Annotated in this window: 18 protein-coding genes; 5 read left to right on the top strand and 13 right to left on the bottom strand. The window is 46.5% G+C overall.

Annotation, left to right across the window (positions count from 1 at the left end; genetic code table 11):
- Nucleotides 1–26 precede the first annotated feature (26 nt).
- Both AB0L18_RS25985 and AB0L18_RS25980 read right to left on the bottom strand, forming a co-directional pair.
- Nucleotides 27–776 (bottom strand): hypothetical protein, encoded by a 750-nt coding sequence (locus AB0L18_RS25985; RefSeq protein ID WP_367390241.1) that lies wholly within the window; start codon nucleotides 774–776, stop codon nucleotides 27–29.
- A gap of 100 nt (nucleotides 777–876) precedes the next feature.
- On the bottom strand, nucleotides 877–1,404 hold the full coding sequence (locus AB0L18_RS25980) for a hypothetical protein (RefSeq protein WP_367390240.1): 528 nt from the start codon (nucleotides 1,402–1,404) through the stop codon (nucleotides 877–879).
- 456 nt (nucleotides 1,405–1,860) lie between these two features.
- Here AB0L18_RS25980 and leuS point away from each other — a divergent pair, with 456 nt between their 5' ends.
- A complete protein-coding gene (gene leuS, locus AB0L18_RS25975) occupies nucleotides 1,861–4,683 on the top strand; it encodes a leucine--tRNA ligase (protein ID WP_367390239.1) in 2,823 nt (940 codons plus the stop codon).
- A gap of 161 nt (nucleotides 4,684–4,844) precedes the next feature.
- Here leuS and AB0L18_RS25970 read toward each other — a convergent pair whose 3' ends face one another.
- From AB0L18_RS25970 to AB0L18_RS25960, 3 genes are all read right to left on the bottom strand, one after another.
- The gene (locus AB0L18_RS25970; protein ID WP_367390238.1) at nucleotides 4,845–6,203 is read right to left on the bottom strand and encodes a pyridoxal-phosphate dependent enzyme; all 1,359 of its coding nucleotides are present in this window, start codon (nucleotides 6,201–6,203) and stop codon (nucleotides 4,845–4,847) included.
- 152 nt (nucleotides 6,204–6,355) lie between these two features.
- The gene (locus AB0L18_RS25965; protein WP_367390237.1) at nucleotides 6,356–8,470 is read right to left on the bottom strand and encodes a T9SS type A sorting domain-containing protein; all 2,115 of its coding nucleotides are present in this window, start codon (nucleotides 8,468–8,470) and stop codon (nucleotides 6,356–6,358) included.
- 164 nt (nucleotides 8,471–8,634) lie between these two features.
- On the bottom strand, nucleotides 8,635–9,480 hold the full coding sequence (locus AB0L18_RS25960; protein ID WP_367390236.1) for a LysM peptidoglycan-binding domain-containing protein: 846 nt from the start codon (nucleotides 9,478–9,480) through the stop codon (nucleotides 8,635–8,637).
- Between the two features lie 61 nt (nucleotides 9,481–9,541).
- Here AB0L18_RS25960 and kdsB point away from each other — a divergent pair, with 61 nt between their 5' ends.
- On the top strand, nucleotides 9,542–10,291 hold the full coding sequence (gene kdsB / locus AB0L18_RS25955) for a 3-deoxy-manno-octulosonate cytidylyltransferase (RefSeq protein ID WP_367390235.1): 750 nt from the start codon (nucleotides 9,542–9,544) through the stop codon (nucleotides 10,289–10,291).
- Between the two features lie 17 nt (nucleotides 10,292–10,308).
- Here kdsB and proC read toward each other — a convergent pair whose 3' ends face one another.
- Nucleotides 10,309–11,244 carry a pyrroline-5-carboxylate reductase gene (gene proC, locus AB0L18_RS25950; RefSeq protein ID WP_367390234.1) on the bottom strand — a complete coding sequence of 312 codons (936 nt, stop codon included), beginning with the start codon at nucleotides 11,242–11,244 and terminating at the stop codon, nucleotides 10,309–10,311.
- 8 nt (nucleotides 11,245–11,252) lie between these two features.
- Between proC and AB0L18_RS25945 the strand changes: the two genes are divergently transcribed.
- Complete coding sequence (locus AB0L18_RS25945) at nucleotides 11,253–11,735, top strand: MarR family winged helix-turn-helix transcriptional regulator (protein WP_367390233.1); 483 nt, start codon at nucleotides 11,253–11,255, stop codon at nucleotides 11,733–11,735.
- Between the two features lie 3 nt (nucleotides 11,736–11,738).
- On the opposite strand, the gene AB0L18_RS25940 is transcribed toward AB0L18_RS25945, so the two are convergent.
- The 3 genes from AB0L18_RS25940 to AB0L18_RS25930 form a co-directional block, all read right to left on the bottom strand.
- Nucleotides 11,739–13,673, bottom strand: a complete 1,935-nt coding sequence (locus AB0L18_RS25940) for an ABC-F family ATP-binding cassette domain-containing protein (protein WP_367390232.1) — start codon at nucleotides 13,671–13,673, stop codon at nucleotides 11,739–11,741.
- 416 nt (nucleotides 13,674–14,089) lie between these two features.
- Nucleotides 14,090–15,598 (bottom strand): serine hydrolase, encoded by a 1,509-nt coding sequence (locus AB0L18_RS25935; RefSeq protein ID WP_367390231.1) that lies wholly within the window; start codon nucleotides 15,596–15,598, stop codon nucleotides 14,090–14,092.
- A 268-nt stretch (nucleotides 15,599–15,866) separates the two neighbouring features.
- Nucleotides 15,867–16,334 (bottom strand): hypothetical protein, encoded by a 468-nt coding sequence (locus AB0L18_RS25930; RefSeq protein WP_367390230.1) that lies wholly within the window; start codon nucleotides 16,332–16,334, stop codon nucleotides 15,867–15,869.
- Between the two features lie 488 nt (nucleotides 16,335–16,822).
- Between AB0L18_RS25930 and AB0L18_RS25925 the strand changes: the two genes are divergently transcribed.
- Nucleotides 16,823–17,767, top strand: coding sequence for a hypothetical protein (locus tag AB0L18_RS25925; RefSeq protein WP_367390229.1), 945 nt, complete (start codon nucleotides 16,823–16,825; stop codon nucleotides 17,765–17,767).
- A 532-nt stretch (nucleotides 17,768–18,299) separates the two neighbouring features.
- Here the strand turns inward: AB0L18_RS25925 and leuB are convergent.
- The 4 genes from leuB to AB0L18_RS25905 all read right to left on the bottom strand — a co-directional run bounded on the left by leuB (nucleotide 18,300) and on the right by AB0L18_RS25905 (nucleotide 22,773).
- Nucleotides 18,300–19,418 carry a 3-isopropylmalate dehydrogenase gene (gene leuB, locus AB0L18_RS25920; RefSeq protein ID WP_367390228.1) on the bottom strand — a complete coding sequence of 373 codons (1,119 nt, stop codon included), beginning with the start codon at nucleotides 19,416–19,418 and terminating at the stop codon, nucleotides 18,300–18,302.
- Nucleotides 19,405–19,986 carry a 3-isopropylmalate dehydratase small subunit gene (leuD, locus tag AB0L18_RS25915; protein WP_367390227.1) on the bottom strand — a complete coding sequence of 194 codons (582 nt, stop codon included), beginning with the start codon at nucleotides 19,984–19,986 and terminating at the stop codon, nucleotides 19,405–19,407. Before leuD ends, leuB begins: the two co-directional genes overlap by 14 nt.
- Before the next feature lie 168 nt (nucleotides 19,987–20,154).
- Nucleotides 20,155–21,561, bottom strand: coding sequence for a 3-isopropylmalate dehydratase large subunit (gene leuC, locus AB0L18_RS25910; protein ID WP_367390226.1), 1,407 nt, complete (start codon nucleotides 21,559–21,561; stop codon nucleotides 20,155–20,157).
- 51 nt (nucleotides 21,562–21,612) lie between these two features.
- Nucleotides 21,613–22,773, bottom strand: coding sequence for a 2-isopropylmalate synthase (locus AB0L18_RS25905; RefSeq protein WP_367390225.1), 1,161 nt, complete (start codon nucleotides 22,771–22,773; stop codon nucleotides 21,613–21,615).
- 160 nt (nucleotides 22,774–22,933) lie between these two features.
- Between AB0L18_RS25905 and AB0L18_RS25900 the strand changes: the two genes are divergently transcribed.
- Nucleotides 22,934–24,499 (top strand): hypothetical protein, encoded by a 1,566-nt coding sequence (locus AB0L18_RS25900; RefSeq protein WP_367390224.1) that lies wholly within the window; start codon nucleotides 22,934–22,936, stop codon nucleotides 24,497–24,499.
- Nucleotides 24,500–24,619: the final 120 nt, after the last annotated feature.

Below are 24,619 nucleotides of genomic sequence, written 5' to 3'. Positions count from 1 at the left end.
AAATATAATCAAAAAATCTAATATTTTTACAAATTGATGGTAGATACCAATTGAAGGTTTACAGGATCAGCATAGTCATATTGTAAAATGGCTTCTGGCCCAATCACGAGTAGTTTGTCATTTAAAACAATCACATCATTGGCATGAATATTGGTCAGTTGGCTGATAGTGTTGACTTGCTGTACGTCGCTGACATCCAATACTTTTAATCCGTTAGCACCCTCACAGAGAAACAGCAGGTCGCCCGCCAAACCAAGGCCGCGCGGATCATTCATGGGGTAGCTTGCGACGGGGGTGGGGTTCATAATATCCTCAACATTGTAAATATTCAGTACATCTTCTGTCACCAAGGGCCGAAATAATCCTGCACAACTTTGAATACGTAGCGTTACGAAAGCGAACTCCTCATTGGCTACCACAGGGTCACAGCCTACTACATGCTCCACTTGAGAGTGAAATACGGGTTCTCCAGTACTGCTGATTTCGAAAATACTAAGGCCCGCAGTGGAGCCGAGAAACAATAAGCCATCCAGGGGGAAAATGGTTTCTTGCCCTTCATTCAAACTTACTTCTCCCTTGGGGGTGAGGCTGCCGTTTTCTTCGGTCTTGAACCATTTGAGCGTATTCACCTCCAGGGTGTAAAGGAAATCACCCACTACCGTGAAACGAGCCAGTGATCCGCCCTGCCCGGTATTGCTACTACTCAGTGGGGTAGCAGCATCCTGAGAACAGGCCAAGAGGCCAAAGCACAAGAAAAAGCAAAGTAAATTTTTCATAGCAACTTTTATGGTTGATTGGGGGATTGATGCCCAATTGTTTACTATCTCTCTACCCTTTACCCTGAGGGCGCGAAGCAGTCCAAGTACGCTCTAAAGCTTATTCCCGCCAGCATTCTGGCTCGCGCAAGGTCGTTTCGTACCATCCAACGACCTGCCCCAAATTGGGATCAACACATTCAAAATATCCCAGGTACCCTTCGGGAAAGTCGCTCCCAGTGACCTGGTAAACATTGGCCAGGCGTTCGACAATTTTCAAGTCGGAAAGATCACTGATGTCGATAGCGACCAGGTCATTGACATTGTTGGCGTAGAGTATTTGATTGCGAATAGCGAGGTCGGAGTTGCCTGCTATTTGCAGGAAGGCTTCGTTCTTAGGTTGCGCGGGATTACTATTGTCAAAAATGTGAATGCCACGACCGCGCTCGGTAGCATAGATAAAGGGAGCTTTGTAGTAAATTTTCCCCAAGTTATCGATACTCTGAGGAGCCAGGATTTCGATATGCTGCCAGTCGTCGCTGGCATAAATGGGAGCCAGGCCAATCACTTCTGCGGGGATGGTCTGGCGTTCCTGGATACAGGCACTAAAGAGCAATGCAAGGGAACAACAGCAGATAAAAGTTCTCATAGCTTAGGTTTTGCAGGGGTGAAATTAAGGTAAAATCTTTCACTAAAAAAAGAACCATTTGCACGTTTGCACAAATGGTCAATTGTAATAAATTAATTTCTGCCGGTTTTTCGGGTGTCAGTAGAGGCGTAATACAATGGGTAGTGTTGCTCCGAAACGAATTTGGTTTTAATAACCGGGGCGCATTTCTAAAGGAGCTTTTCAGCAATAAAAATTAAAATTAAACTAAAAACGTCCTTTTTTGGATGATTTAGTCCATTTTAGCAAAGTTTTAACGCTTTTGTCAGCTGTATTGCTGCTTGAGGCGCCAAACATAATGCACGATACCTGCTTGTCGATAAAGGAATAAGGATAATTTTCTGGAATCGTTTATCTTCGCAGCCTATTTCCCGGCTTGGTTCGGGAACTAATGGCCTGGATCAGGCTTTGTTTTCTTTCAACCAGAAGCATTAACCAATGGATTATCAAGCTCGTGACATTGAGCAGAAATGGCGGCAGCGCTGGGAAGACCAGGGCACTTATCACGTTACCAACGACAGTGACCGACCAAAGTATTATGTTTTAGATATGTTTCCTTATCCTTCAGGAGCAGGACTGCACGTGGGGCACCCACTCGGATACATCGCCTCGGATATCTATGCACGCTACAAGCGGCTGCAGGGGTTCAATGTGCTGCACCCAATGGGCTATGATTCTTTTGGTTTACCTGCGGAGCAGTATGCTATCCAAACGGGCATTCACCCATCTGTTGCGACTTCGGAAAACATAGACCGCTACCGTCAGCAGTTGGAAAACCTGGGTTTTTCTTTTGATTGGAGCCGTGAGGTACGTACCAGCAGTCCGGAATATTATCGCTGGACGCAATGGATTTTCCAGCAGTTATTCAAACATTATTTTGATCAGACGGAAGGGTGTGCCAAACCGATTGAAGAGCTGGTCGTCCGTTTGGCTTCGGCAGGTAATGCCAAGATCAATGCGGCTTGCGAAGAAAATACACCCATCATTACTGCTGCGGATTGGAACGCCATGAATGAGCGGGAGCAGCAGCTGTTCTTGTTGAATTACCGCCTGACTTTCCCCGAAGAGAGCTACGTCAACTGGTGTCCTGCAATGGGTACGGTGTTGTCGAATGACGAAGTAAAAGACGGCGTCAGTGAACGCGGTGGCTATCCCGTAGAGCGGAAGCTGATGGCACAGTGGAGCATGCGCATTACTGCTTATGCAGATCGCCTATTGGATGGCTTGGAGGATATCGACTGGCCTTATAGTTTGAAGGAACAGCAACGCAACTGGATTGGACGATCGGTAGGAGCGAGTGTTAAGTTTTCGTTGGCCGAAGATGCTGCCACCAAGATCGAAGTGTTTACCACGCGGGTAGATACCATCTATGGAGCCACCTTTATGGTATTGGCACCCGAGCACGATTTAGTCGATCAAATCACGACCGACGCTGAACGCGCCAAGGTGGATGAATATCGCACTTGGGCGGCCTCTCGCTCAGAGGTAGAGCGTATGGCCGAAGTAAAGAAAGTGACGGGAGCTTTTACGGGGGCTTACTGTATCAATCCCTTCAATGAGCAACCCATTCCTATTTATATTGCTGATTATGTGTTGGCGGGTTATGGTACGGGTGCCGTAATGGCCGTACCCTCTGGTGATCAGCGTGACTGGAACTTTGCTACCCATTTCGATTTGCCAATCATCCCTATTCTGGATGCTCAGCAAAATCTGGAGACCGAAGCAGATGCCACCAAAGAAGGAAAGTACATCAACTCCGGCATGATCAATGGCCTGGGCTACGAAGAAGCCACACAAAAACTGATTGCCTGGCTGGAAGAAAAGGGCTTGGGCAAAGGAAAAGTACAATACCGTTTGCGCAATGCGGTATTTAGTCGCCAACGCTACTGGGGAGAGCCCGTTCCTGCTTACTGGAAGGATGATGTGCCTTACCTGGTGGCAGAAGAAGATTTGCCACTGGTATTGCCCGATGTTGATAAGTACTTGCCCACAGAAACGGGCGAACCCCCATTAGGGCGGGCGGAAAACTGGAAGTACCAGGGTAAATACGATTACGAATTGAGCACTATGCCCGGTTGGGCTGGGTCTTCGTGGTACTGGTATCGTTATATGGATCCTCATAACGACTCAGCTTTCGTAGGAAAAGAAGCAGTCGATTACTGGCAAGGTGTAGACCTTTACGTTGGTGGATCAGAGCACGCTGTAGGGCACTTGTTGTACAGCCGTTTTTGGAACCATTTCTTATTTGATTTGGGGCTCGTGCCACAAAAAGAGTACGCTACCAAATTGATCAACCAGGGAATGATCCAGGGCGTGATCGAATACATCTACCTGGTGAAGGCGGACGAAGGAGACAACAGCCGGGTATTCGTATCTGCGGATAAATTGGGCGAGTATCCCGATGCTGAGTTTGCTCAAATTCCGGTTCACGTTGATTTTGTTAGCGAATATGGCCGCGAAGAATCTTACTTAAATAAGGAAGGGATCAAGCAATTTGTCGAATGGCGCCCCGATTATGCGCACGCAACTTTTGTTACCAATGAAGCTGGTCAGCTGGTGACCAAGTCAGAGGTGGGCAAGATGTCGAAGCGTTATTTTAATGTCGTCAATCCTGATGATGTGGTGGCAAAATACGGTGCCGATTGTTTCCGGATGTTTGAGATGTTCCTCGGCCCGGTTGAGCAAGCTAAACCTTGGAATACCAATAGTATCAGCGGTACCAGCCGTTTCTTGAACAACTTCTGGCGCTTGTTTTATCAAGACGAGCAATGGGTGGTCAGCGAAGAACAACCGACCAAGGAGGAATTGAAAAGCCTGCACACCGCCATCAAAAAAGTGACGGAAGATGTAGAGCGTTTCTCCTTCAATACCTGTGTGAGTGCTTTTATGGTAGCGACCAACGAATTGGGCAAAGCCAAGTGTCACAAGCGCGCCATCTTGGAGCCACTGCTGGTGTTGATGGCCCCGTTTGCTGTGCACATGTGTGAAGAACTGTGGGAAAAGCTGGGACACACAACCAGTGTACACCACGCCGCGTGGCCAGCACTGGAAGAAAAGTGGTTGGTGGAGGAAAATATCACCTACCCAATCGCTATCAATGGCAAAACCCGTGCTACGGTTGATTTTCCTGCTGATGCGACCAAGGCTGACCTGGAAGCCGCTGCACCCAATTTGGAAGATATTCAGAAATACCTGGAAGGAAAGACCATACGTAAGATCATCGTCGTGCCTGGCCGCATGATCAATATTGTAGTAGGGTAGAGGTGTATCTCACCACATAGTCACAGAGAAAAAAACTATGTGGCTATGTGGTAAAAATTCCGTATGATCAATATCGTATAGGGAAGAGGTGTATCTCACCACATAGTCACAGAGAAAAAACTATGTGGCTATGTGGTAAAAATTCCACCCCTCTCGCTCCATTAAACCGCCTGTAAAATATCGTACTGCGTCACAATTTGCCAAGTTCCGGCCTGGGTCTTGGTGACTACAGCAGGAATACGCTTATTGAGGTAAGGGCGCAGCTGGCTCAATGGTGTTTCACATTGTACGATAGGGAAAGGATCATCCATAATTTCGGTGATGGCTTTCTCTCCGTTGTTCAGCGGGTTGTCGAGCAAGAAGGAAAGGACGGTGCTTTCTGTGAGTCCACCAATGATTTCTTCTCCTTCCATTACAGGTAGTTGAGAAATATCTTTATCCTTCATGATTTGGAAAGCCTGACGTACAGTATGGTCTTTCTGTACGGCAATGAAGTCTTCGGCTTTGCGGCCTTTAATCAAATCCATTACCCGTAATTCGGTATCCAGGAAGCCACGTTCCCGCATCCAGTCGTCATTGTATATTTTGCCAACATAACGGCTACCGTGGTCGTGAATAACGACAACTACCACATCTTCAGGCGTGAGTTGGTCTTTCATTTGTAGCAAACCAGCCATGGCTGATCCTGCCGAGTAGCCTAATAATAAACCTTCTTCTCTAGCCAAACGTCGTGCCATTACCGCCCCATCTTTATCGCTTACCTTCTCGAAGTGGTCGATGATGCTGAAATCGACATTTTTAGGAAGAATATCTTCACCAATGCCTTCCGTGATGTAGGGATAAATTTCTTTTTCATCGAACTCTCCTGTTTCGTGGTATTTTTTGAAGACCGAACCATAGGTGTCGATGCCCCATACTTTGATGTCGGGGTTTTGTTCTTTGAGGTAGCGACCAGTACCCGAGATGGTGCCACCCGTACCTACACCTACAATCATGTGGGTGATTTTCCCTTCGGTCTGTTTCCAGATTTCCGGGCCCGTACTTTCGTAATGAGCGAGACGATTAGAGAGGTTGTCGTATTGGTTGAACCAGTAACTATTGGGGATTTCCTTACTTAGGCGTTCGGCTACGGAGTAGTAGGAGCGGGGGTCTTCGGGCGTAACATTGGTGGGGCAAACAATGACTTCGGCACCCAGGGCCTTAAGGAGGTCAATTTTTTCTTTGGATTGCTTATCACTGGTAGTGAAAATTGAGCGGTAGCCTTTGACACATCCGGCCATCGCTAATCCCATACCCGTATTACCTGAGGTACACTCAATGATGGTTCCACCGGGCTTGATTTTGCCCGCAGCCTCAGCATCCTCCAGCATCTTCAGTGCCATACGGTCTTTGATAGAGTGGCCTGGATTAAAAGTCTCCACTTTCATGAGCACGAGCGCTGGAACGTCGACGGTTACTTTGTTGATCTTCACCAAAGGAGTGTTGCCGATGGTGTGTAGAATGTTTTCTTGGTATTGCATTTGGTTAGATCCTTTTTAGCTTTGATCCCGCCCAAAGGCGCTTAAAGCGGGATTTGGCTGCAAAGGTAAAATTTTCCACGTGGGTTTTAATAAAAAAGGCTTCCTGAGCACATCTCAAGAAGCCTTTCCGTGGGGTATTTAAGCAGAGCAGCTTAGTCGGTTACCACAAACTTTGTACTAGATTTGGTCGCAGTATTCGTATTTATTAGAAAATAAATACCCGCTGGTAAATTGCCTGTTTCAATTGATTGTCGCGTGCCACCTACCAAAGAAAAATTGTTCATTATTTGTCCTTGGCTGTTAAGGATGCGGAAAGTCATTGGTTGTTGAGGGAAATTAGTAAGATCTATTTCCATGCTTCCGCCAGATTTTACCACATTGGGGTATAAGTTAAGGGAAGGCAAGCCCGTTTTTCCATTAAAAGTAGCGGAGACGATGTTGCTGTAATTGATGGTGCCATCATAGTCTACTTGTCGCAAGCGGTAGTAGTTGATGCCATTGTGTGGAGCTGTATCTTCTAGCTGGTAGCGAAGGATGCTATTGCTATTACCAGCACCAGCTATTTTTCCAATTTCGGTAAAAGAGCGGGCATCACTGCTGCGCTCTACAGCCATGTAATCGTTGTTGATTTCACTAGCGGTTTCCCATGCTAGCATGACACTTTTTTCTTTGGGGGTTGCCGTGAAGCGAGTCAACTCAATGGGAAGAATAGCTGCAGCGCAAATATTCGTCAAGGTCAGGGTGACATCAATGACACTGGCACTGATGGTGGCAGAACTTACATCAGGAAATGCGTTCGAGAACATCAGGTTAGGACCAGGGCCACCCACAAGATTACCCAAACTGTTGTTCCATAACTGAGCAGCCCCAGCACCACCCACGGTAACGGTGCAATTTCCTCCAAGGTCGAAGGTCGTTTGGGCCGGGTCGTTCATATCGATGCCGTTGTTGGTAATATTGGCAGCGGTTCCATTAGAAAACGAACTGCTATTGGTGCGGTAGAAGCCATCGTTGGTGGAAAGTCCAGTAAGTGCAGTAAATACTCCCGGTAGGGTTGGGTAATTCGATACTATCAACCCATTGTTTTGGAACGTATTTAGATTTACATTAATTCTTCCTGTACCAGTATTGATGGTTCCTGTAGGGCCATTGACTGATACTCCTTGTGTGAAAAACCTTTGATTAGGGATTCCATCATTAAGAATAATCATGCCATTATTGGTAAATGTGGTGACTGGATTAGCACCACCAGGGCCAGGAAATACAGCTAAAGCTCGCCCAATGGTATTACTGCCATTGACTACCTCAATTGTACCATCATTGATAAAATCAATTGCGGTTGTCGTCGATCCAACAGATAATCCTATATGGTTAGCTGTAGTGGAATTAGGAAGACTCAAGCTTATCGAACCTGAATTTGTGAAGGTTCCTCCTTGTGCCTCGATAGCGTCGTCCAACATGCTACCAATGATTATTTCTCCAGTAAGTTCATTTTGAAAACTTCCTAAGGAGAAGATGCCATCATCAGTTGTTGCTGGGACGGATAAGTCCGTAATAGTGATGGCACCACTATTACTAAAAATCCCGGAAGGTTTGTTGTAGATGCCTTTGGTATTTGAGCTGGAGATGATTAAGTCACCATCGTTGTTAAAAACACCTGAATTATCGATACCCTCACGATTTGTTGCGCCAATGGTAAGGTTGCCATTGTTGTTGAAAGTGGCACCTGGACCAAGATTAATTCCGTCATTGTTACATGAGGCTATTAAAATGGTACCGTTGTTGGTGAAAAGGAAGGAGCTACTTTGTAGGTGTAAACCCCTGTTCGCAATGATAATATTGAGGTTAGCCCCAGCTTCAACAGTCATTGAAGCATTGACCGTTGTAGTTCCGTTGTTTATCGCATTGTTAGCGTTAGGAGGGAAGAGGTTGATGGTTCTACCTGCCCCTATTATCAATGATGCATTACTGTTAATTTGAATAGAATGTACAGCAGTAAATCCGTTACCTATAGTGAGATCTAAGTCGAATTTTACGATAGTTCCAGCACCACGGACTATTACTTGAGCAGGAGGAGCCACTGCGCCCGTACTAATAACGTCCACTGATTGAGGAAATACAACAAGCGCACCAACTGCTGGTACTAAGTCTGTGTCCCAATTGGTTGGGTTATTCCAGTCATTATCCATAGCATCACCATCCCATATTTGGGAATAAATGTTAGAATAGAAACATAGGAAGGAGAGTAAGAAAAGGAAATTTTTCATAGGATGTGTAGTTTTGGGAAGTTGTTGCTTCTTTTTTCTTGCGTATGCAAAGGTAAAAATAAGCTTCTTTAGCAAGCTTCGCTCACTTGCTTATATATTAATTTATTTTTAATGCGTATGAGACTTTACAATAGGTTAACCCAAACAGCTTTTATGATCCGTTTCTAATAATGCTTCAAATGCACATAAAACCGATCATCTCGCACGCCTAATGCCTTGGCGGCTAATGGAGATACAACTACTACTGTGTTGCGGTCATAAACACGCTCAGGTAGTCTGCCGCTTACCTTAAGGTACATGGTTTGCCGCGTAAGTGGGTTGTACACCTCGACCAAACTGTTCACAGGAGCAGTACGGTGTAGGCAAAAGAAGCCGGAGTTGTCATCAAGATCTTTGGGCCAGGTGGCCGCTCCTCTTTCTTCGGTAATACGACGATCAGCAGAGCGACGGAAATACTCCAATTTGAGGGGGTGGTTGAGGCGTGCATACGGTCCACCACGTACTTCTCGCCATTCGGCAGGAATACCCAGTGTTGAGACCCAGCCAATACGCAAGAGTTGTCCGGGCTTTAGCCCGTTGGCTAGCTCTGGGTTTTGTTGCATCAGCCATTCGGGAGTCACCTCAAAGGTGCGTTTGCAGATACCGTATACCGTTTCTCCACGCTGCACCCGATAATAAACCAAGGCCAAACTTGGCAACATTGCCGGAGGAGGAACCTGCCGGACGATAGCCTTGAGGGGCAGAGGAATACTTAAGCGGTCACCAGGGGAGTAATGAGCACTTACGTGCGGATTGTAAGCATAAAGCTCTTGGAGGGTGAGTCCATAAAATTTGGCAAGTGAAAAAAGGGTTTGTTTAGCTTTGATTTCATGGGTGAACATCACTTCTCCCATGGGGTGCAAATAAGTAAAGAGGGTATCGGTTCGGGAAAGATACGGAACACTGTCTTGTTGGGCCTGCAATTGGACGCAGCCAAGCAGGAAAAAGACCGACACGAGTATAAAGCGCATAGGGTGTATATTGTTTTCTCTTAGTCTAGGCAAATATAAGGGGAATCACTATTTTAACGCTATGAAATTTACTGCTATTATCCCGGCACGCTATGCGTCAACTCGATTTCCAGGAAAGCCACTGGCGCTTATTGGTGGAAAGCCAATGATTCAGCGGGTTTATGAACAGGCTAGTGCTTGCCAATTACTTGCTGATGTGGTGGTGGCTACGGATGATGAGCGCATACGCCAAGCTGTAGAAAGTTTCGGTGGTAAGGTCATAATGACGCGTTCTGACCACATAAGTGGTACGGACCGCATTGCAGAAGTCGCCATGAATTTGACGGACACGGATGTGGTTGTAAATATACAGGGTGACGAACCCTTTGTCAGGGTGGAACAATTGGAACAGCTGTGCTCCTTTTTTACACAACCTGAAGTGGCGATTGCCACCTTGGCCCACCCAATCGCAGAAACAGCGATGATTACGGACCCTAATGTGGTCAAAGCTGTGTTTACACCGACCGGTAGAGCTTTGTATTTTAGCAGGGCCTCCATCCCTTTTTTACGTGGTGTTGATCACCAAGATTGGGGCAATAAAGGAGCACATTTTCAACATTTAGGACTTTACGCTTACCGCAGGGAAGTGTTGTTGGAACTAACTAAATTGCCGCCAGCTCCCTTAGAACAAGCTGAATCACTAGAACAACTACGTTGGCTAGCTGCCGATTATCCCATCTACATTGGAGTGACAGCACATAAGTCTTTAGGGATAGATACCCCCGAGGATTTGGTAAAAGCTGAGGTGTATTGGGCAAATACGACAAGGTAAAATCAAGTAAGTGGCACCTAACTTTCTCCCAGCTCAATTGCTCGTGCCAAGGCGGCCTGGGCACCCGCCACAATATCTTCGTGTACTAGCCTATCTTGGTAAGTGCGCATGGCTGCTTCGGTGGTACCACCTCTGGAACTCACTTTGGCGATCCATTCCTCACAAGAAAAGTTGCTCTTATTGTAAAGGTCTACTGTTCCGCGAAAGGTTTGGCTCACCAACAGTTCTGCCTCCGATGCATTGAAGCCCATACCGCGTGCCGCTTGCATCATGGCATCCATAAAGTAAAAAACATAAGCTGGGCCGCTACCACTGATGGCGGTGGTGGCATCGATGGCGCTTTCCTGTTCTACATAAATGGTTTTTCCAGTAGTGTTGAGCAAGTTTTGGACCATCACCAGTTCAATTCGCGTCACCTCATCACTAGCGGTGTAGGCAGTCATTCCCATGCCAATTTGTGCTGGAAGATTAGGCATCGCGCGGATGATCTTCCTGGCACGTAGCCCATTGGCGATGGTACTTATTTTTACCCCAGCCATGATGGATAAATAGACTTGTTGTTCTTCCACCAGTGGGCGTAAAACTTCGAACAGGGTAGGGGCGTCCTGCGGTTTCACCGCGAGAATAATCAAGTCTGCCAAGCTCAGGCAATCTTTCGGATCACCATAAACAGAACCAATGTTCAATTGTGCCAGTTGTGCTGCTTTTTCTGGAGACTTCTCCAGAATCATCATATCTTCCTTTTGGGTAATATGGGAACGCAAAAAACTTTGAGCGTAGGTAAGGCCCATATTACCTCCTCCAATAACAAGAATTTTCATAAAATGCAGGGAATTTATACAGTGACTGGCTAGGGACTGCAAAGGTATAATTTTCGAAGGTTTGGTAGCCAATAAACATTTGCGTAATTTTATTGTTACTTTTCTGCTTATCTCAATATTTGCGACCACCATTATTATTTATGAAATTAGAGGAGGCCATTCAACAGACGAAATTTATCAGTGAGCATCAGAAAGCTCATCTCAATATCTTGTTTTCTGCTTCCTGGCTAAGTCAGCGTAGCGTAGCCACATTAAAGCCTTACGGGTTGACCTGGCAGCAATTCAATATCTTACGGATACTGCGGGGGCGTCACCCTGAGCCCGCTACAGTGAAGTTACTTACGGAGCGGATGATTGATAAGATGTCAAACGCTAGTCGCCTGGTAGATAAATTACTCGCTAAAGGTTTGGTGGTGAGGATAACCTCTAAGGAGGACCGCCGCCGTGTAGATGTAAGTATTACCGATAAGGGACTAAAGCTATTGGAAGAAGCTAGTGCTGATCTTGAGAATGAAATGAGATTTCAGAAAGGTTACCTGACCTGTTCCGAGGCAGAAGAGTTGAATCGCTTACTGGATAAGATGCGCACGCTTCAGGAAGAGGCTAGTGAAAGCTGTTCGTAATCATTAACTTTCCGCTTCGTCCATATTCATTTGTGCTTCCTCCCATTCCTCCATGGCTAAGATAAGTTCCTCTTTCTTTTGTTGGTGGAGGTCTATCTTTTCTTGTGCATCACTTTTAGTGTAAAAGTCAGGATCGGACATGAGGGTCTCCAGCTTTTCAATGTCTTCTTCGAGCCGCTCGACTCTCTTTTCCGCATTGGAAAGGGCACGGATGAGTTTCTTACGTTCTTCGTAGGATAATTCTACCTTTGGTTGTTTATTGGTTTCCGCTGATTCTTCTGCTAGTCCTGTATTGTTAGATTTGCTCAACTCCACTTCCCGCATGTTGGCCATTTGACGTTTTTCGAGGAAAAAGTTAATGTCTCCTAAGTGATTGTAGAGTTGGTGATCTCGGAATTCAATGGTTCGATCGGTCAAGCCTGCGAGGAACTCCCGATCGTGGCTAACGACAATCAGCGTGCCGTCATAATCCATGAGTGCTTGTTTGAGGACATCCTTGGAGATGATGTCAAGGTGGTTGGTAGGTTCATCCAGGACCAATAGGTTAAACGGTCGCAACAGCAGGGCGGCCAAGGCCAAACGGGCCCGTTCTCCTCCCGATAGCACCGACACCTTTTTATCAACATCTTCACCGCTAAAGAGGAAGGCCCCGAGGACATTCCGCAATCTGGTACGCATTTCCGGAGGGGAAGAATTTTCGAGAGTCTCTAAAAGCGTCAGGTCACCCTTTAGTGCTTCAGATTGATTCTGGGCATAATAACCGATGGATACATTGTGGCCCAATTTTATTTCACCACCAGTAGCGGGAATTTCGTCGATGAGGATTTTTGCCAGGGTGGTTTTCCCTTGTCCATTTTGCCCTACAAAAGCCACACGATCACCACGGTCAAGCTTGATACTGATGTTGTTGAGGACATTTAGCTTGCCATATTTTTTACTAATGCCCTGTCCATCCACAACCACCGTGCCGGAGCGTGGTGCAGGAGGGAAGCGCAAAACCATTGCTTTGGTATCGGCTTCATCAATCTCAACGCGCTCCATCTTGTCGAGCTGCTTTTGCATCGATTGTGCCAGCTTTGTTTTGGTCGCTTTGGCCATAAACCGATTGATGGTCTTTTCCCGCTGAGCGATTACTTTTTGCTGGTTGGCGTAAGCTGATCCCAATTTTTCGCGCCGTTCTTCGCGCAAGGTTACGTACGCAGAGTAAGGAGCCTTGTAATCGTAAAGCTTCCCTAGTTCAACCTCTACCGTCCGTAGTGTCACATTGTCCAGAAATTGCTTGTCGTGGGAAATGACGACCACCGTACCGGGGTAAGTCTGCAAAAACTCTTCGAGCCAGATGATCGACTCAATGTCGAGGTGGTTGGTAGGCTCATCCAGCAAGAGGTAATCAGGTTGTGCGAGCAGCATTTTGGCCAACTCAATACGCATCTTCCAGCCACCACTGAATTCGTCGGTCAGACGGGTGAAATCCCCTTGCGCAAAGCCTAGACCTTTGAGGACGGTCTCTGCTTGAGCTTGCATACGATCACCACCCAGAAAAAGGAATCGATCATTGAGACTAGAGAAGTCTTCCAGCATTTTTAAGTAGGAATCCGACTCATAATCCGTACGAACCGCCATTTCTTTGTTGATCTCCGCGAGCCGCGTCTCAATTTTCCGTACTTCAGCAAATGCCGTCAGTGTTTCTTCCATCACTGACTTACCCTGTGGAATGTTCATCTCCTGGTGCAGAAACCCGATCGTACGATCGGAAGGAATACTGAGCGTACCTTCATCCGCTCGTTGGTACTGTGCGATAATCTTTAGTAGGGTAGACTTTCCTGCCCCATTACGACCTACCAGTCCCATTTTGTCTTTGTCACCAATGACCAGGGTGACCCGATCAAGGAGAATTCGGTTGCCGTACTGTACGTAAATATCGCTGAGGGTAATCATATTGCTGAATTTGCGGCTGCAAAAGTACGCGTTTGTGAAGACTTATTTGAGGTAAAGTAGACGGATTTTTGGATGTTGTCGGGAGGAGGAGGGAGGATGGTTAAAGAGTGCAGTGGTAAGAGGGGTCGGAAGTGTGCTGGTATAACAGCCCCAAGTGGAGCAGCGTTGTATTGGTTCTATACCTTTTACCAAAGGATGTTCTCAAAAAGCCAGATTAACGTAATACCTCTTCCCTTAATCAATGGTATTCATGCTACTAGCAAGAACAAATGTGTCCCGCTGGAGGGACCGATCCACAGGATCGAGGGAGGAGAATCCCTGCCCCAATGGTCATTAGGGACGTGCGCCATCATCTGCTCCCATAAGAGGAAGCAGCCAAGAAACACGCAAAAAAAAAACGCTGAATGCTCTATTGACTACTGCTTCTCTGCCTTGATTTCATGGAAGAAAATATCATCATTGGGCACATCAAAGCCTAGCCCAGTCACTTTGCGGTTGTTGTCCAGTTCAAACTGTACCGTTCCAAAGTCAAACCAGGCGTGGGTTTCTTTCCAGTTGATGAGCCAGGTGTCGTAGTGCCAATGACTGAGTGTCGCGTTCAGTTTTGGAGCAGTCAGGAAGTTGAGCTCCAAGGTTTCTCCTTGCTGTTTTACTTCAATTTTGCCGTACATAGGATCAAAGTATTCTCCTGCGTAGCTAGCCATTGGTAGGCTAGGGGAGGTATTCATTACTCGGGCATTCAGCCGTTCCTGATGGCGCTCATCCCAGGCTTGGTTGCCTCTTTCCTGCTGTTTCACCGCGTCTGTTAGCCAGCCTTCGGTAGCGATGCCGAGGTAGCTGTTCACGATGTAATTAGCTAGCGCACCCGACAAGCCTGTCATGCTGTTCGTCAGTACCACCACCCCCAGGTTATCATCCGGAGCCATCATCACCTGCGAGTACATGCCGTCGTAGCCTCCGCCGTGGTTCACCAATCGGTGGCCTTCGCGCATCCGCAGAAACCATCCCAGTCCAGCACTGGTAAAGGAGGTGCCTCCTGCCAGCGGATTATGTGGCCGCCAAGTGGTGGCAGTCAAGCCTTCCGGGAAAACCGTTTTGCCCTGCCATTGTCCATGGGCCATTTGCAACTCCAACCACTTTAGCATATCCGCTGCGCTGGAGATAATCCCGCCAGCCGCACCCATATTGTCCCAATTGACGTAGGGAATGGGCTGGTTATCGTGCCGACTCAAATGTGGGGTGGCTACATTGTCCAGCTCTGCCAGCGGCGTCACCGAGGTCTGTGTTCTGTTCATCTCCAAAGGTTGCAGAAAGTTTTCCCGCACGTATTCGTCCCAGCTTTTACCGGTCACCGCTCTGATCACTTCGCCCGCAGTGATGAACATCAGGTTGGAGTAGCCATAGCCCGACCGCCATTCGTAAGCTTGTGGCAAGTACATCACCTGACGGATAACTTGCTCCGCACTCAGTGCACTTTTGTACCAGATCACATCCCCACTAAACGTTCCCAGCCCCGCCCGGTGACAGAGCAGATCACGTACCATCATGTGGCTCGACACGTATTCGTCGTACACCTGAAAATAGGGGAGGTAATCGCGCACTGGTGCATCCAGATCCAGCTGGCCTTCCAAGTGCAACTTCACGATGCTACTCGCCACAAATGCCTTGGTGTTCGAGGCTATCGCAAAGAGGGTATTCCCATCTACCTTTTCGGTCTTTCCAGCGGTGCGGGTTCCAAAACCTTCGGCCATTACTACCTTACCATCCTTGATAATCCCTACCGAAAAGCCGGGTACTCCAAAGGCAGTTAGTGCTTCCTGGGCAGCGGTGCGAAAATCTTCGGCCGTCTGAGCAAAAGCAAAAAAGGGCACGAGTAAGCTGAACAACAGTACGCTGGCAAAACGTGGGAAGGGAAAGCTTTTCATAGCGATAGTATTTTTCCCAAAAATAGGAAAAGAGAGCTAGTCTCGATAATTTTTTTGGCCCTTCCCCGCCTGCTGCGGGGCCGCTACGCTGCGCAGCTCTCTATTCGTTCGGCCCCAGGAGACCTGGGTCTGCCAGCCTAAAGCTGGCCCTGCTTCGCATCGCTAGGGCAGTTAAATCACCATTTGTCCTGGGAATCACACTTCTTATATGCCCTCATAATCCCTTATACAGTTCAATAGACTTGGCGTCTTGGATGATTAAAGTATATCACCTAATACGCCCAAACAGACTACCAAAACCTATTCCAACGTAAAAACTCTTGGTACTGATCTGCAACAAAGGAGACAGTGAAAACCCGTAAATACCTGAAAATGGGAACTCAATTTTAGGGTTAAGGACAAGACTGATGGTTCGTTGCTTACGGAAATCGTAGGTGTAGTTGGGAGCCAGCCATCCTGAGGAATTTGGCTGCCAATCAGTAGGAGTGTTAATGGTCGTATAGCCCAGGCCAGCAGTCAGATTCCATCTAGGAGAATCAATATGCTTGCCAGGGAATATTTTTCCCGCACTCACCTGGAAGGTTTCAATGCGCTGTAGGGCATTGGAAAGGCCAAAAGAAATCAATCCACTAAGTCCATTACTGAAGTTTTCCGGCGTGTTGGCCGATTTACGAAGCACGCAGGAATACCCAATTTTGAAAATTTGATCGCGCTTGTTGATAAAATTGAAATTCATATCAAAGCCCTTATAGTTGCCAACGGTAATTTCATTTGATGTATAAAATTTGTTTCTCGGTTGTTGTGCATTTAGCTGAAGTGATGTGATGGATAATACCAGTAATAAAGTTAAAGTCTTGAATGCCATAATGTCGTGATTGGTCAGAGAATCTGTTTTATGATCAGCTAAAATGCAGGCTTTGGCATGATACAACAACCGAAATGAATAGAATACCTAACTACTATTCTACGATATAGAGAAAATTGAGAAGCGAGTTGAGTTTTTTTATACGTTTTGGAAATAATTTAATGCGGTAAGCAAATAGGTTAGAATATCTACTGGACATTGATACCTTAGGGATAACTCACCATCATGGCCCGCTCGGTCTGTGTTTTAAAAAGGAGAAGGTTTGCTTCTAGTTAGTTGAAAAATACCTGCCAGGAAATGGTAATTAGGGTACAAGTATCTATCTTTCCAATTCTCTCTTGTTTCCTAATCATTATTTCATGATCAGTATAGAACTTAAACAAAAATATCAGGCTTATCCAGATGATAAGTTGTTGTCCATTGTCAACTCAGATGAGAACACATACACTTCAGAAGCAATGGAGATTGCGAAGATGATCCTGTTTGAGCGTGGTTATTCCAGCACATTTGATCAACACATCAAAGATGCTATCGAAGTATTACCGGATGAAGAATTGTTGCGTATGATTGATTCCGAGAGGAAAACTATAACGAAAGTAAAAAGAGAAGCCGTAGAGGAGGAATTAATTAAAAGAGGGTACACTATCAAAAATAGTGACGAAATAGAGCAGAATGAAGCAAACTCAGGAGTAAGTGAGGATATTGGGTACATCAAGGACCTTAAACCAATGACTCCAGTAACAAAGGCATTCATAAAAGCAGCTGGTTCTGGTAAGAAGAACTGGGATTATATAGGCGTATTAATGATTTTTACCGTAGGAATTTACTTCATCTTCTGTTCAAGGGAACTATATAGAGATGGGTCTGATTTTTTTACCCCATTGTTAATTATAGGCTTAGTTACACTTGCTATTTCAGGTTTGTTGGTCAGGTCTGTAAAGAATTCAAAGACCAACGAATATTGGATAGATGTACTAGAAAAAGGCAGACCCAAAGTGGTATGGGTACAACCAACTAAGGTCAATCATAAGGCTGCATACGTATTCACATTATACTCGCATTTTGTTTTTACTATTCACACTGCCGATTACCAAAAGGTAAGTTTTACATGTGGATTTGAAGAAGATGTTGATTTCTTTTATTCCATTGCGCTTCAATATTTTCCAAATGCGCACTTGGGTTACACGAAAGACACTGAGATGTTATTTCTTCGAAATGCCGAAGCGTTTATCGATAAGTTAAATAGTTATGGGGAGTACAAACCAATTGCTTTGGTAATTGCTAGTGAGATGCTCAAAAAGTAAACTGCTCTGACATTGTTTGGTGGTTTGTCAACATAAGAAATGGACAGAAAACTTCCCGGAAAAGATAACCACCAGAAGTAATGTTTTCGGAGCGCCGCTTGATTTTCTCTACCCATTTTTTGGAGTATTCGTAAAGTGCCTGGTCGTGAGAAATCATAAATTGGGGCATATCAAATAGCACTAACCTACTTCCCCAACCCCACCGACAATTCAATCTTCGCACTAAGGCCGACAAAGGGGCTTATGTACGCATCTTTCAACTGGGGCTCCATGGCGGTAGCGGCCGTGGTCTTCTCCAGTAAGGTAGCTCCCAGGTTGAAGTGGACAAACTCAAAAAGCTTGTAGTCGAGGCCCAGATAGAAGGCCGCCCTACGATCAACCCACTGATCTCGTTGCCTTGCTTATCGTTGAAATTGTCTAGAAATACACCCATACTGACGGAGGTATTTCGCAAAAAGCGTGGGGCAATAGTCAAAAAAGCGAAGCCCCGTTACCGGAAGCTTCGCTTTCACAAATTCTCAAATCGTTTATCTTAAATAATCGTAGACATACGATCACTGATTTTTTCAATCCGCAAGCTGTGATTGTCGGTATCTTCAACGATATCGGCGATGATATCACCCAGCTCCGAGCAGCTGCATTTTATTTTTGGTTTCAAATCCTCGGTACCCAGACCTTTTTCCATCACCTGAGCTACGGCAGCTCTCACCACTTCGGCTTCGGTGTGCAATTTCAAACTGTCGAGTAGCATAGCGGCCGAAAGGATAGTCGCCAATGGGTTGGCACGGTCCTCTCCGGCAGCTTCAGGGTAGGAGCCGTGAATGGGCTCAAAAAGGGAAGTATGGCTGCCCACGGAAGAGGAAGGTAGCATTCCCAATGAACCCGCCAACACGCTGGAAGCATCGGAAAGAATATCACCAAACATATTGCTGGTAATGATGACATCAAACTGGGCAGGGTAGAGGATAAGCTGCATGGCCGCATTGTCAACAAACATGTACTTGACCGTCACTTCGGGGTACTCCGGCGCCATTTTTTGCACCACCTCTCGCCATAGGCGACTGGTTTCCAGTACGTTTGCCTTGTCTACCAACATGAGCTGCTTGCGGCGATTCATAGCTTCCTGGAAGCCTATTCGGGCAATGCGCTCAATCTCATACACGGAATAGGTACAAGTGTCAAAAGCAGTTTGACCATCTTCCGTTCTGCCGCGTTCACCAAAATAGATGCCGCCAGTGAGCTCGCGTACAATCAGCATATCTACGCCTTCCACTCGTTCGGGCCGCAAGGGGCATAAGTCTCGCAAGCTAGGGTAAATGGTCACCGGCCGCAAATTTGCATAAAGCCCTAGCGTCTTGCGCAACTTCAATAAGCCTTGCTCGGGGCGTACCTTCGCACTGGGATCGTTGTCGTATTTAGGATGACCAATGGAGCCAAACAATACTGCGTCGGACTCTAGGCAGGTTTCAATCGTCTCTTGCGGGAGTGGATCACCAGTTTGGTCAATAGCAATAGCTCCCACCAGCGCGTGGCAATATTCAAAACTATGGCCGTAACGCTGGCTCACTGCATCCATCACTTTCATCGCCTGAGCAACTACTTCGGGGCCGATTCCGTCGCCTGAAAGGACGGCAATTTTATACTTTTTCATAAGCTTCTATTTCTGCCCGCTGACTCAGCAGGTAGTCGATATCATCATAGCCTTTCAGCAGGCAATTCTTTTTGTAAGGATCAATTTCAAACGTAGCGCGGGCACCAATGGCATCAATTTGGAAGTACTGTTCTTCCAACGAAACGGTAAACGTAGCACCAGGGTCTTTTTCAATAGCTTGGAAGATTTGATCCAAAAAATCTGCACTGACCACAACCGGTAAAAGCCCGTTGTTCAAGGCATTACCCCGGAAAATATCCGCAAAAAAGCTGGAAACTACTACGCGTAAACCATAGTCGCCAATGGCCCAAGCGGCATGCTCACGGCTGGAGCCACAACCAAAGTTTTTGCCAGCTACCAGAATCTCTCCTCCGTAGGTGGGATTGTTTAAGACAAAATCTTCCTTGGGATTACCTTCGCGATCAAAGCGCCAATCCCGGAAAAGATTTTCACCAAATCCCTCCCTGGTGGTTGCCTTCAGAAAGCGCGCCGGAATGATCTGGTCTGTATCCACATCCTCAATCGGTAGTGGAATCGCCGTACTCTTTATTGTCGTAAATGCTTGCATAAAGCAGTTTTTTATGTCGAATCCTGAAGGGTTTTGACTTTGTTAAAACCTTTCAGGATCATTGTTAAATTTTAAATGCCTTTATATTCCCTTATATGGTTCAAAAAAGCACCCTTGTTCGTCGTGGGTTGCACCTACGCCAGCCGACAAATTCATGAATTTGCCCAGTTAAGCATAGCTTGCACCTACGCCCCGCACATCTACAATCTCCCCCGCAATAGCCGCGGCCGCTGCCGTCAGTGGGCTGGCCAGGATGGTGCGAGCACCAGGCCCTTGACGCCCTTCAAAGTTACGATTACTCGTTGATACACAGTACTTGCCAGCTGGCACCTTGTCTTCGTTCATGCCCAGGCAGGCCGAGCACCCAGACTGCCGAAACTCAAAGCCTGCCGCCGTGAAGATTTTGTCCAACCCTTCGGCCTGCGCCTGGGCGGCTATTTGCTGTGAACCGGGAACGATCATGGCTTTTACGTGCGCAGCCACTTGCTGCCCTTCTATCAGGGCCGCCGCCATCCGTAGATCTTCCATACGGGAATTGGTGCAAGAACCAATAAACACATAATCAATGCGTTGGCCCAGGAGCGACTGACCAGCCTGTACATCCATGTAGTTCAAAGACTTCAGGAAAGTGGATTCGCTTTCCCCTGCTTTGGCCTGGGTGGGAATCTGCTCTGCTACGCCCATACCCATGCCCGGATTGGTGCCATAAGTGATCATCGGCGAGATATCCTCCGCTCGGAAGTGGTATTCTTTGTCAAAGGTGGCACCAGTGTCGGTGGGTAGCGTTTGCCAGTAGGCCAGCTGTTTGTCCCAATCTGCACCTTTGGGAGCGAATTCACGACCCTTTACGTAGTCAAAGGTGGTATCATCCGGCGCAATCAATCCACCCCGGGCGCCCATCTCAATGCTCATGTTACAAATGGTCATCCGGCCTTCCATGCTAAGATTGCGGATCGCTGATCCAGCATATTCTACAAAGTAGCCCGTACCTCCACCTACGCCCAGTTGGGCAATGATGTAGAGAATAATGTCTTTAGCGACTACGCCCGGAGCTAGCTTGCCATCTACGGAAATGCGCATTTTTTGCGGCTTGCGCTGCAATACACACTGGGTCGCCATCACTTGTTCTACCTGACTGGTACCAATGCCAAAGGCAATGCTCCCAAAAGCACCGTGGGTGCTGGTATGGCTGTCGCCACAAACGATGGTCATGCCCGGTTGGGTAATCCCCAGTTCCGGGCCAATAACGTGGACAATACCCTGGTACTTATGCCCCAGACCATAAAGGTCGACTCCAAAGGCTGCACAGTTCTCCGTAAGGGCATCAACCTGTTTCCGCGAAAGCGGCTCTTCAATGGGCAAATGCTGGTTGATGGTCGGCACGTTATGGTCAGCAGTAGCGATGGTTTGTGCTGGGCGAAAAACCGGCAGTCCGCGTTCCCGTAATCCGTCAAAAGCTTGCGGACTGGTGACTTCGTGGATAAAGTGGCGGTCGATGTACAAAATTTGCTGGTCGCCTTCAATGGTTTTCACAACGTGGCGATCCCAGATTTTGTCAAACAATGTCTTAGCCATTATTTTATTGGTTAGGTTCCTTGATAGACTTCAAGTGGAAAAAGTCTAGGATTAGGCAGTAATTTGTTCGCTTTTCAAGATGGCTTCTAAGTCTGCATCATTGACCTCTTTTTTGATGTCAGCGACTTGTACGAATTGGGCGTAAGCACTGTCCAATTCTACCTTGCTCAGGTCGTAGCCAATGTTTTTGAAACGGTAAGCCAGGGCTGCGCGGCCACTACGAGCCGTGAGGACAATCTTGCTGGTATCTACACCTACTTCCTTAGGGTCGATAATTTCGTAAGTATCCCGCCGTTTGATGACACCATCCTGGTGGATGCCACTAGAGTGGGCAAAAGCATTGGCACCCACAATGGCTTTGTTGGGTTGTACAGGCATACCCATGCTTTCACTGACCAACCGGCTGGTTTGGTTCAAAAGACGGGAGTTTACACCTGAGTCCAAGTTTAGATAGGGGTGCTGACGCATAATCATTACTACTTCTTCCAGCGAAGTATTGCCTGCTCTTTCCCCTACACCATTGATGGTACATTCGATCTGGCGCGCACCATTTTGAATGCCCGCAATAGAGTTGGCGGTGGCCAAACCGAGATCGTTGTGGCAGTGGGTGGATAAGATGACATTATCTATGCCCTTGACGTTATCCCGCAAGTAAGCAATTTTTGCGCCATACTCTTCGGGTAGACAGTAACCTGTCGTATCGGGTATATTCAATACCGTAGCCCCTGCTTTGATGGCGGCTTCACAAATGCGGGCGAGGTATTCATTTTCCGTACGTCCAGCGTCTTCGGCGTAAAACTCAATGTCTTCCACAAAAGATTTTGCGTACTTTACAGCGTGCACCGCACGCTCCAGGATTTCTTCCTGGGTGGAGCGCAGCTTGTGCTGAATGTGAGATTGGGAGGTGCCAATACCCGTGTGAATCCGCGGATGCTTGGCGAAAACAAGGGCTTCAGCAGCTCGTTTGATATCGGCGTCAACAGCTCTTGATAAGGCGCAAATACGTGCGTTTTTGATGACTTTGCTGATCTCAACCACGGAGTTGAAATCTCCAGGGCTTGAAATTGGAAAGCCCGCCTCAATGATATCTACCCCTAGTGCTTCCAGCTGAAGGGCAATTTCTATTTTTTGGGGGGTGGCCAATTTGCAGCCTGGAACTTGCTCTCCATCGCGCAAGGTGGTGTCGAAGATAAAAATATGCTCTGTTGCCATAGGAATAGAAATAATTCTAGTTTGTATGTTTGTAGAATCCAAAGATATTTGGATATGACTACCTTCAGCGGTTAAAATAGTCAAGTAGTACAAGATGCTATGAGACTTGTTTTTTATCTAAAATATTGTTTATCAGGGTTTTAGTAAAGGTGAAATTACAATGCCAAAGCAGAAAACAGACGATTTACTCCAACTGATTGTTTCTCTTACCCGGGCAGAAAAGCGACACTTTCGTTTATTCGTAAAACGAAACCAGTCTTCCAATGATATTCTCTTCCTCCAGCTCTTTGATCATTTGGATAAACATCAGGAATATGATGAGCCTACTTTACTGAAAAAAATTCCGGAGATTAAGAAAAGCCAGTTAAGTAACCTAAAGGCCCACCTTTACAAGCAACTGCTGACCAGTTTGCGGCTGTTGAGTAAAAATTACAATGAAGATATCGAGATTCGGGAAGCCATTGATTACGCCAGGGTACTTTACAACAAAGGTTTGTACCAACAAGCTTTAGATATTCTGGACAAGGCAAAACAGAAAGCCCGCCAGTCTAAATTCGATACACTGACCCTGGAAATCTTAGAATTTGAAAAACGTATTGAAGGCCAGTACGTTACCGGAAGTATGGAGGGGCGCGCCGATGCTTTGAGTTTAGAGGCTACTGAGCTCACTGAATTGTTACACAAAACCAATCAGTATTCCAACCTGAGTTTGCAGATGTATGCGCTTTACCTCAAGGTAGGCTACGTACGCAATGAAAAAGAGTACGACTTTGCCCGGGAAACTTTTGAAGGGCAATTGCCGCAAGCTGATTACCATCAACTGGATTTTTGGAGCAAGGTGTATCACAGCAAGGCCCACTATTGGTACCATCACATGCGACAGGAGTTTCCGCAGTGTTACCGCTATAGCGAGCGTTGGCTGACGCTGTTCAGTGAATCGCCTGAGTCTATTTCATTGCATCCGGTAGAATACCTAAAGGGCTTACACAAGCTGTTGAATGCGCTCTTTAATACCTTACAATACCAACGTTTTTGCGAGATCATGAAAATGCTGGAGGCATTTCCAACGCATTACGACATAAGTAAGAACAAAAATATAGAGGGGCTTTATTACTTGTTTTGGTACATCCACCAAATCAAATTCCATTTTCTGCAAGGTACCTTCACGGAGGGCATTGTGCTGGTGAAGCCGTTAATGAAAATCATTGAGGAGGAGACCTATTATTGGGACAATCGCCGTATTCTGGTCTTTTATTACCGGATCGCTTGTTTGTATTTCGGTAGTGGTAACAACAGCAAAGCCATTGATTACCTCAACTTGATTATCAATCAGAAAAATCCTGATTACCGGGAAGACATCCAGAGTTTTGCGCGCATCCTTAACCTGATTGCCCATTTTGAATTGGGCAACCGTCAATTGGTAGAATACCAGGTGAAATCCGTCTACCGCTTTCTGGCCAAGCAGGAAGAGCTCAATGAGGTGCAAAAGGAGATTTTCTACTTTATCAGGAAGACACCTCGCATCAGAACCGACGAGCTGCAAGCAGAGTTTAAACGCTTGAAAGAAACCCTCTCTAGTTTAGAAGGCAAACCTTTTGTCCGACGCCCCTTCCTTTATCTGGATATTATCTCCTGGTTGGAAAGCAAGATGGAGGGGATTCCCGTTCAGGAAGTTATTCGTCGGAAATTTTTGGCGCGACAGGAAAAAGCGCAACAACAAAAGTAGGTTGGGCTTCCGCCCGAACTTGATCAGCATTTAAAATGCATGCTAGTAGCTTACCTAATGGTTAGGTATAAATTAGGGATAGACCTTATTTGAAGGGCAAATAATTCTCATAAATGGGGC

This window comes from Lewinella sp. LCG006 (genome assembly GCF_040784935.1).
Lineage (GTDB): Bacteria > Bacteroidota > Bacteroidia > Chitinophagales > Saprospiraceae > Lewinella.
The sequence above is the reverse complement of the archived record's forward strand: the minus strand, read 5'-3'. Positions and strand labels throughout refer to the sequence as shown.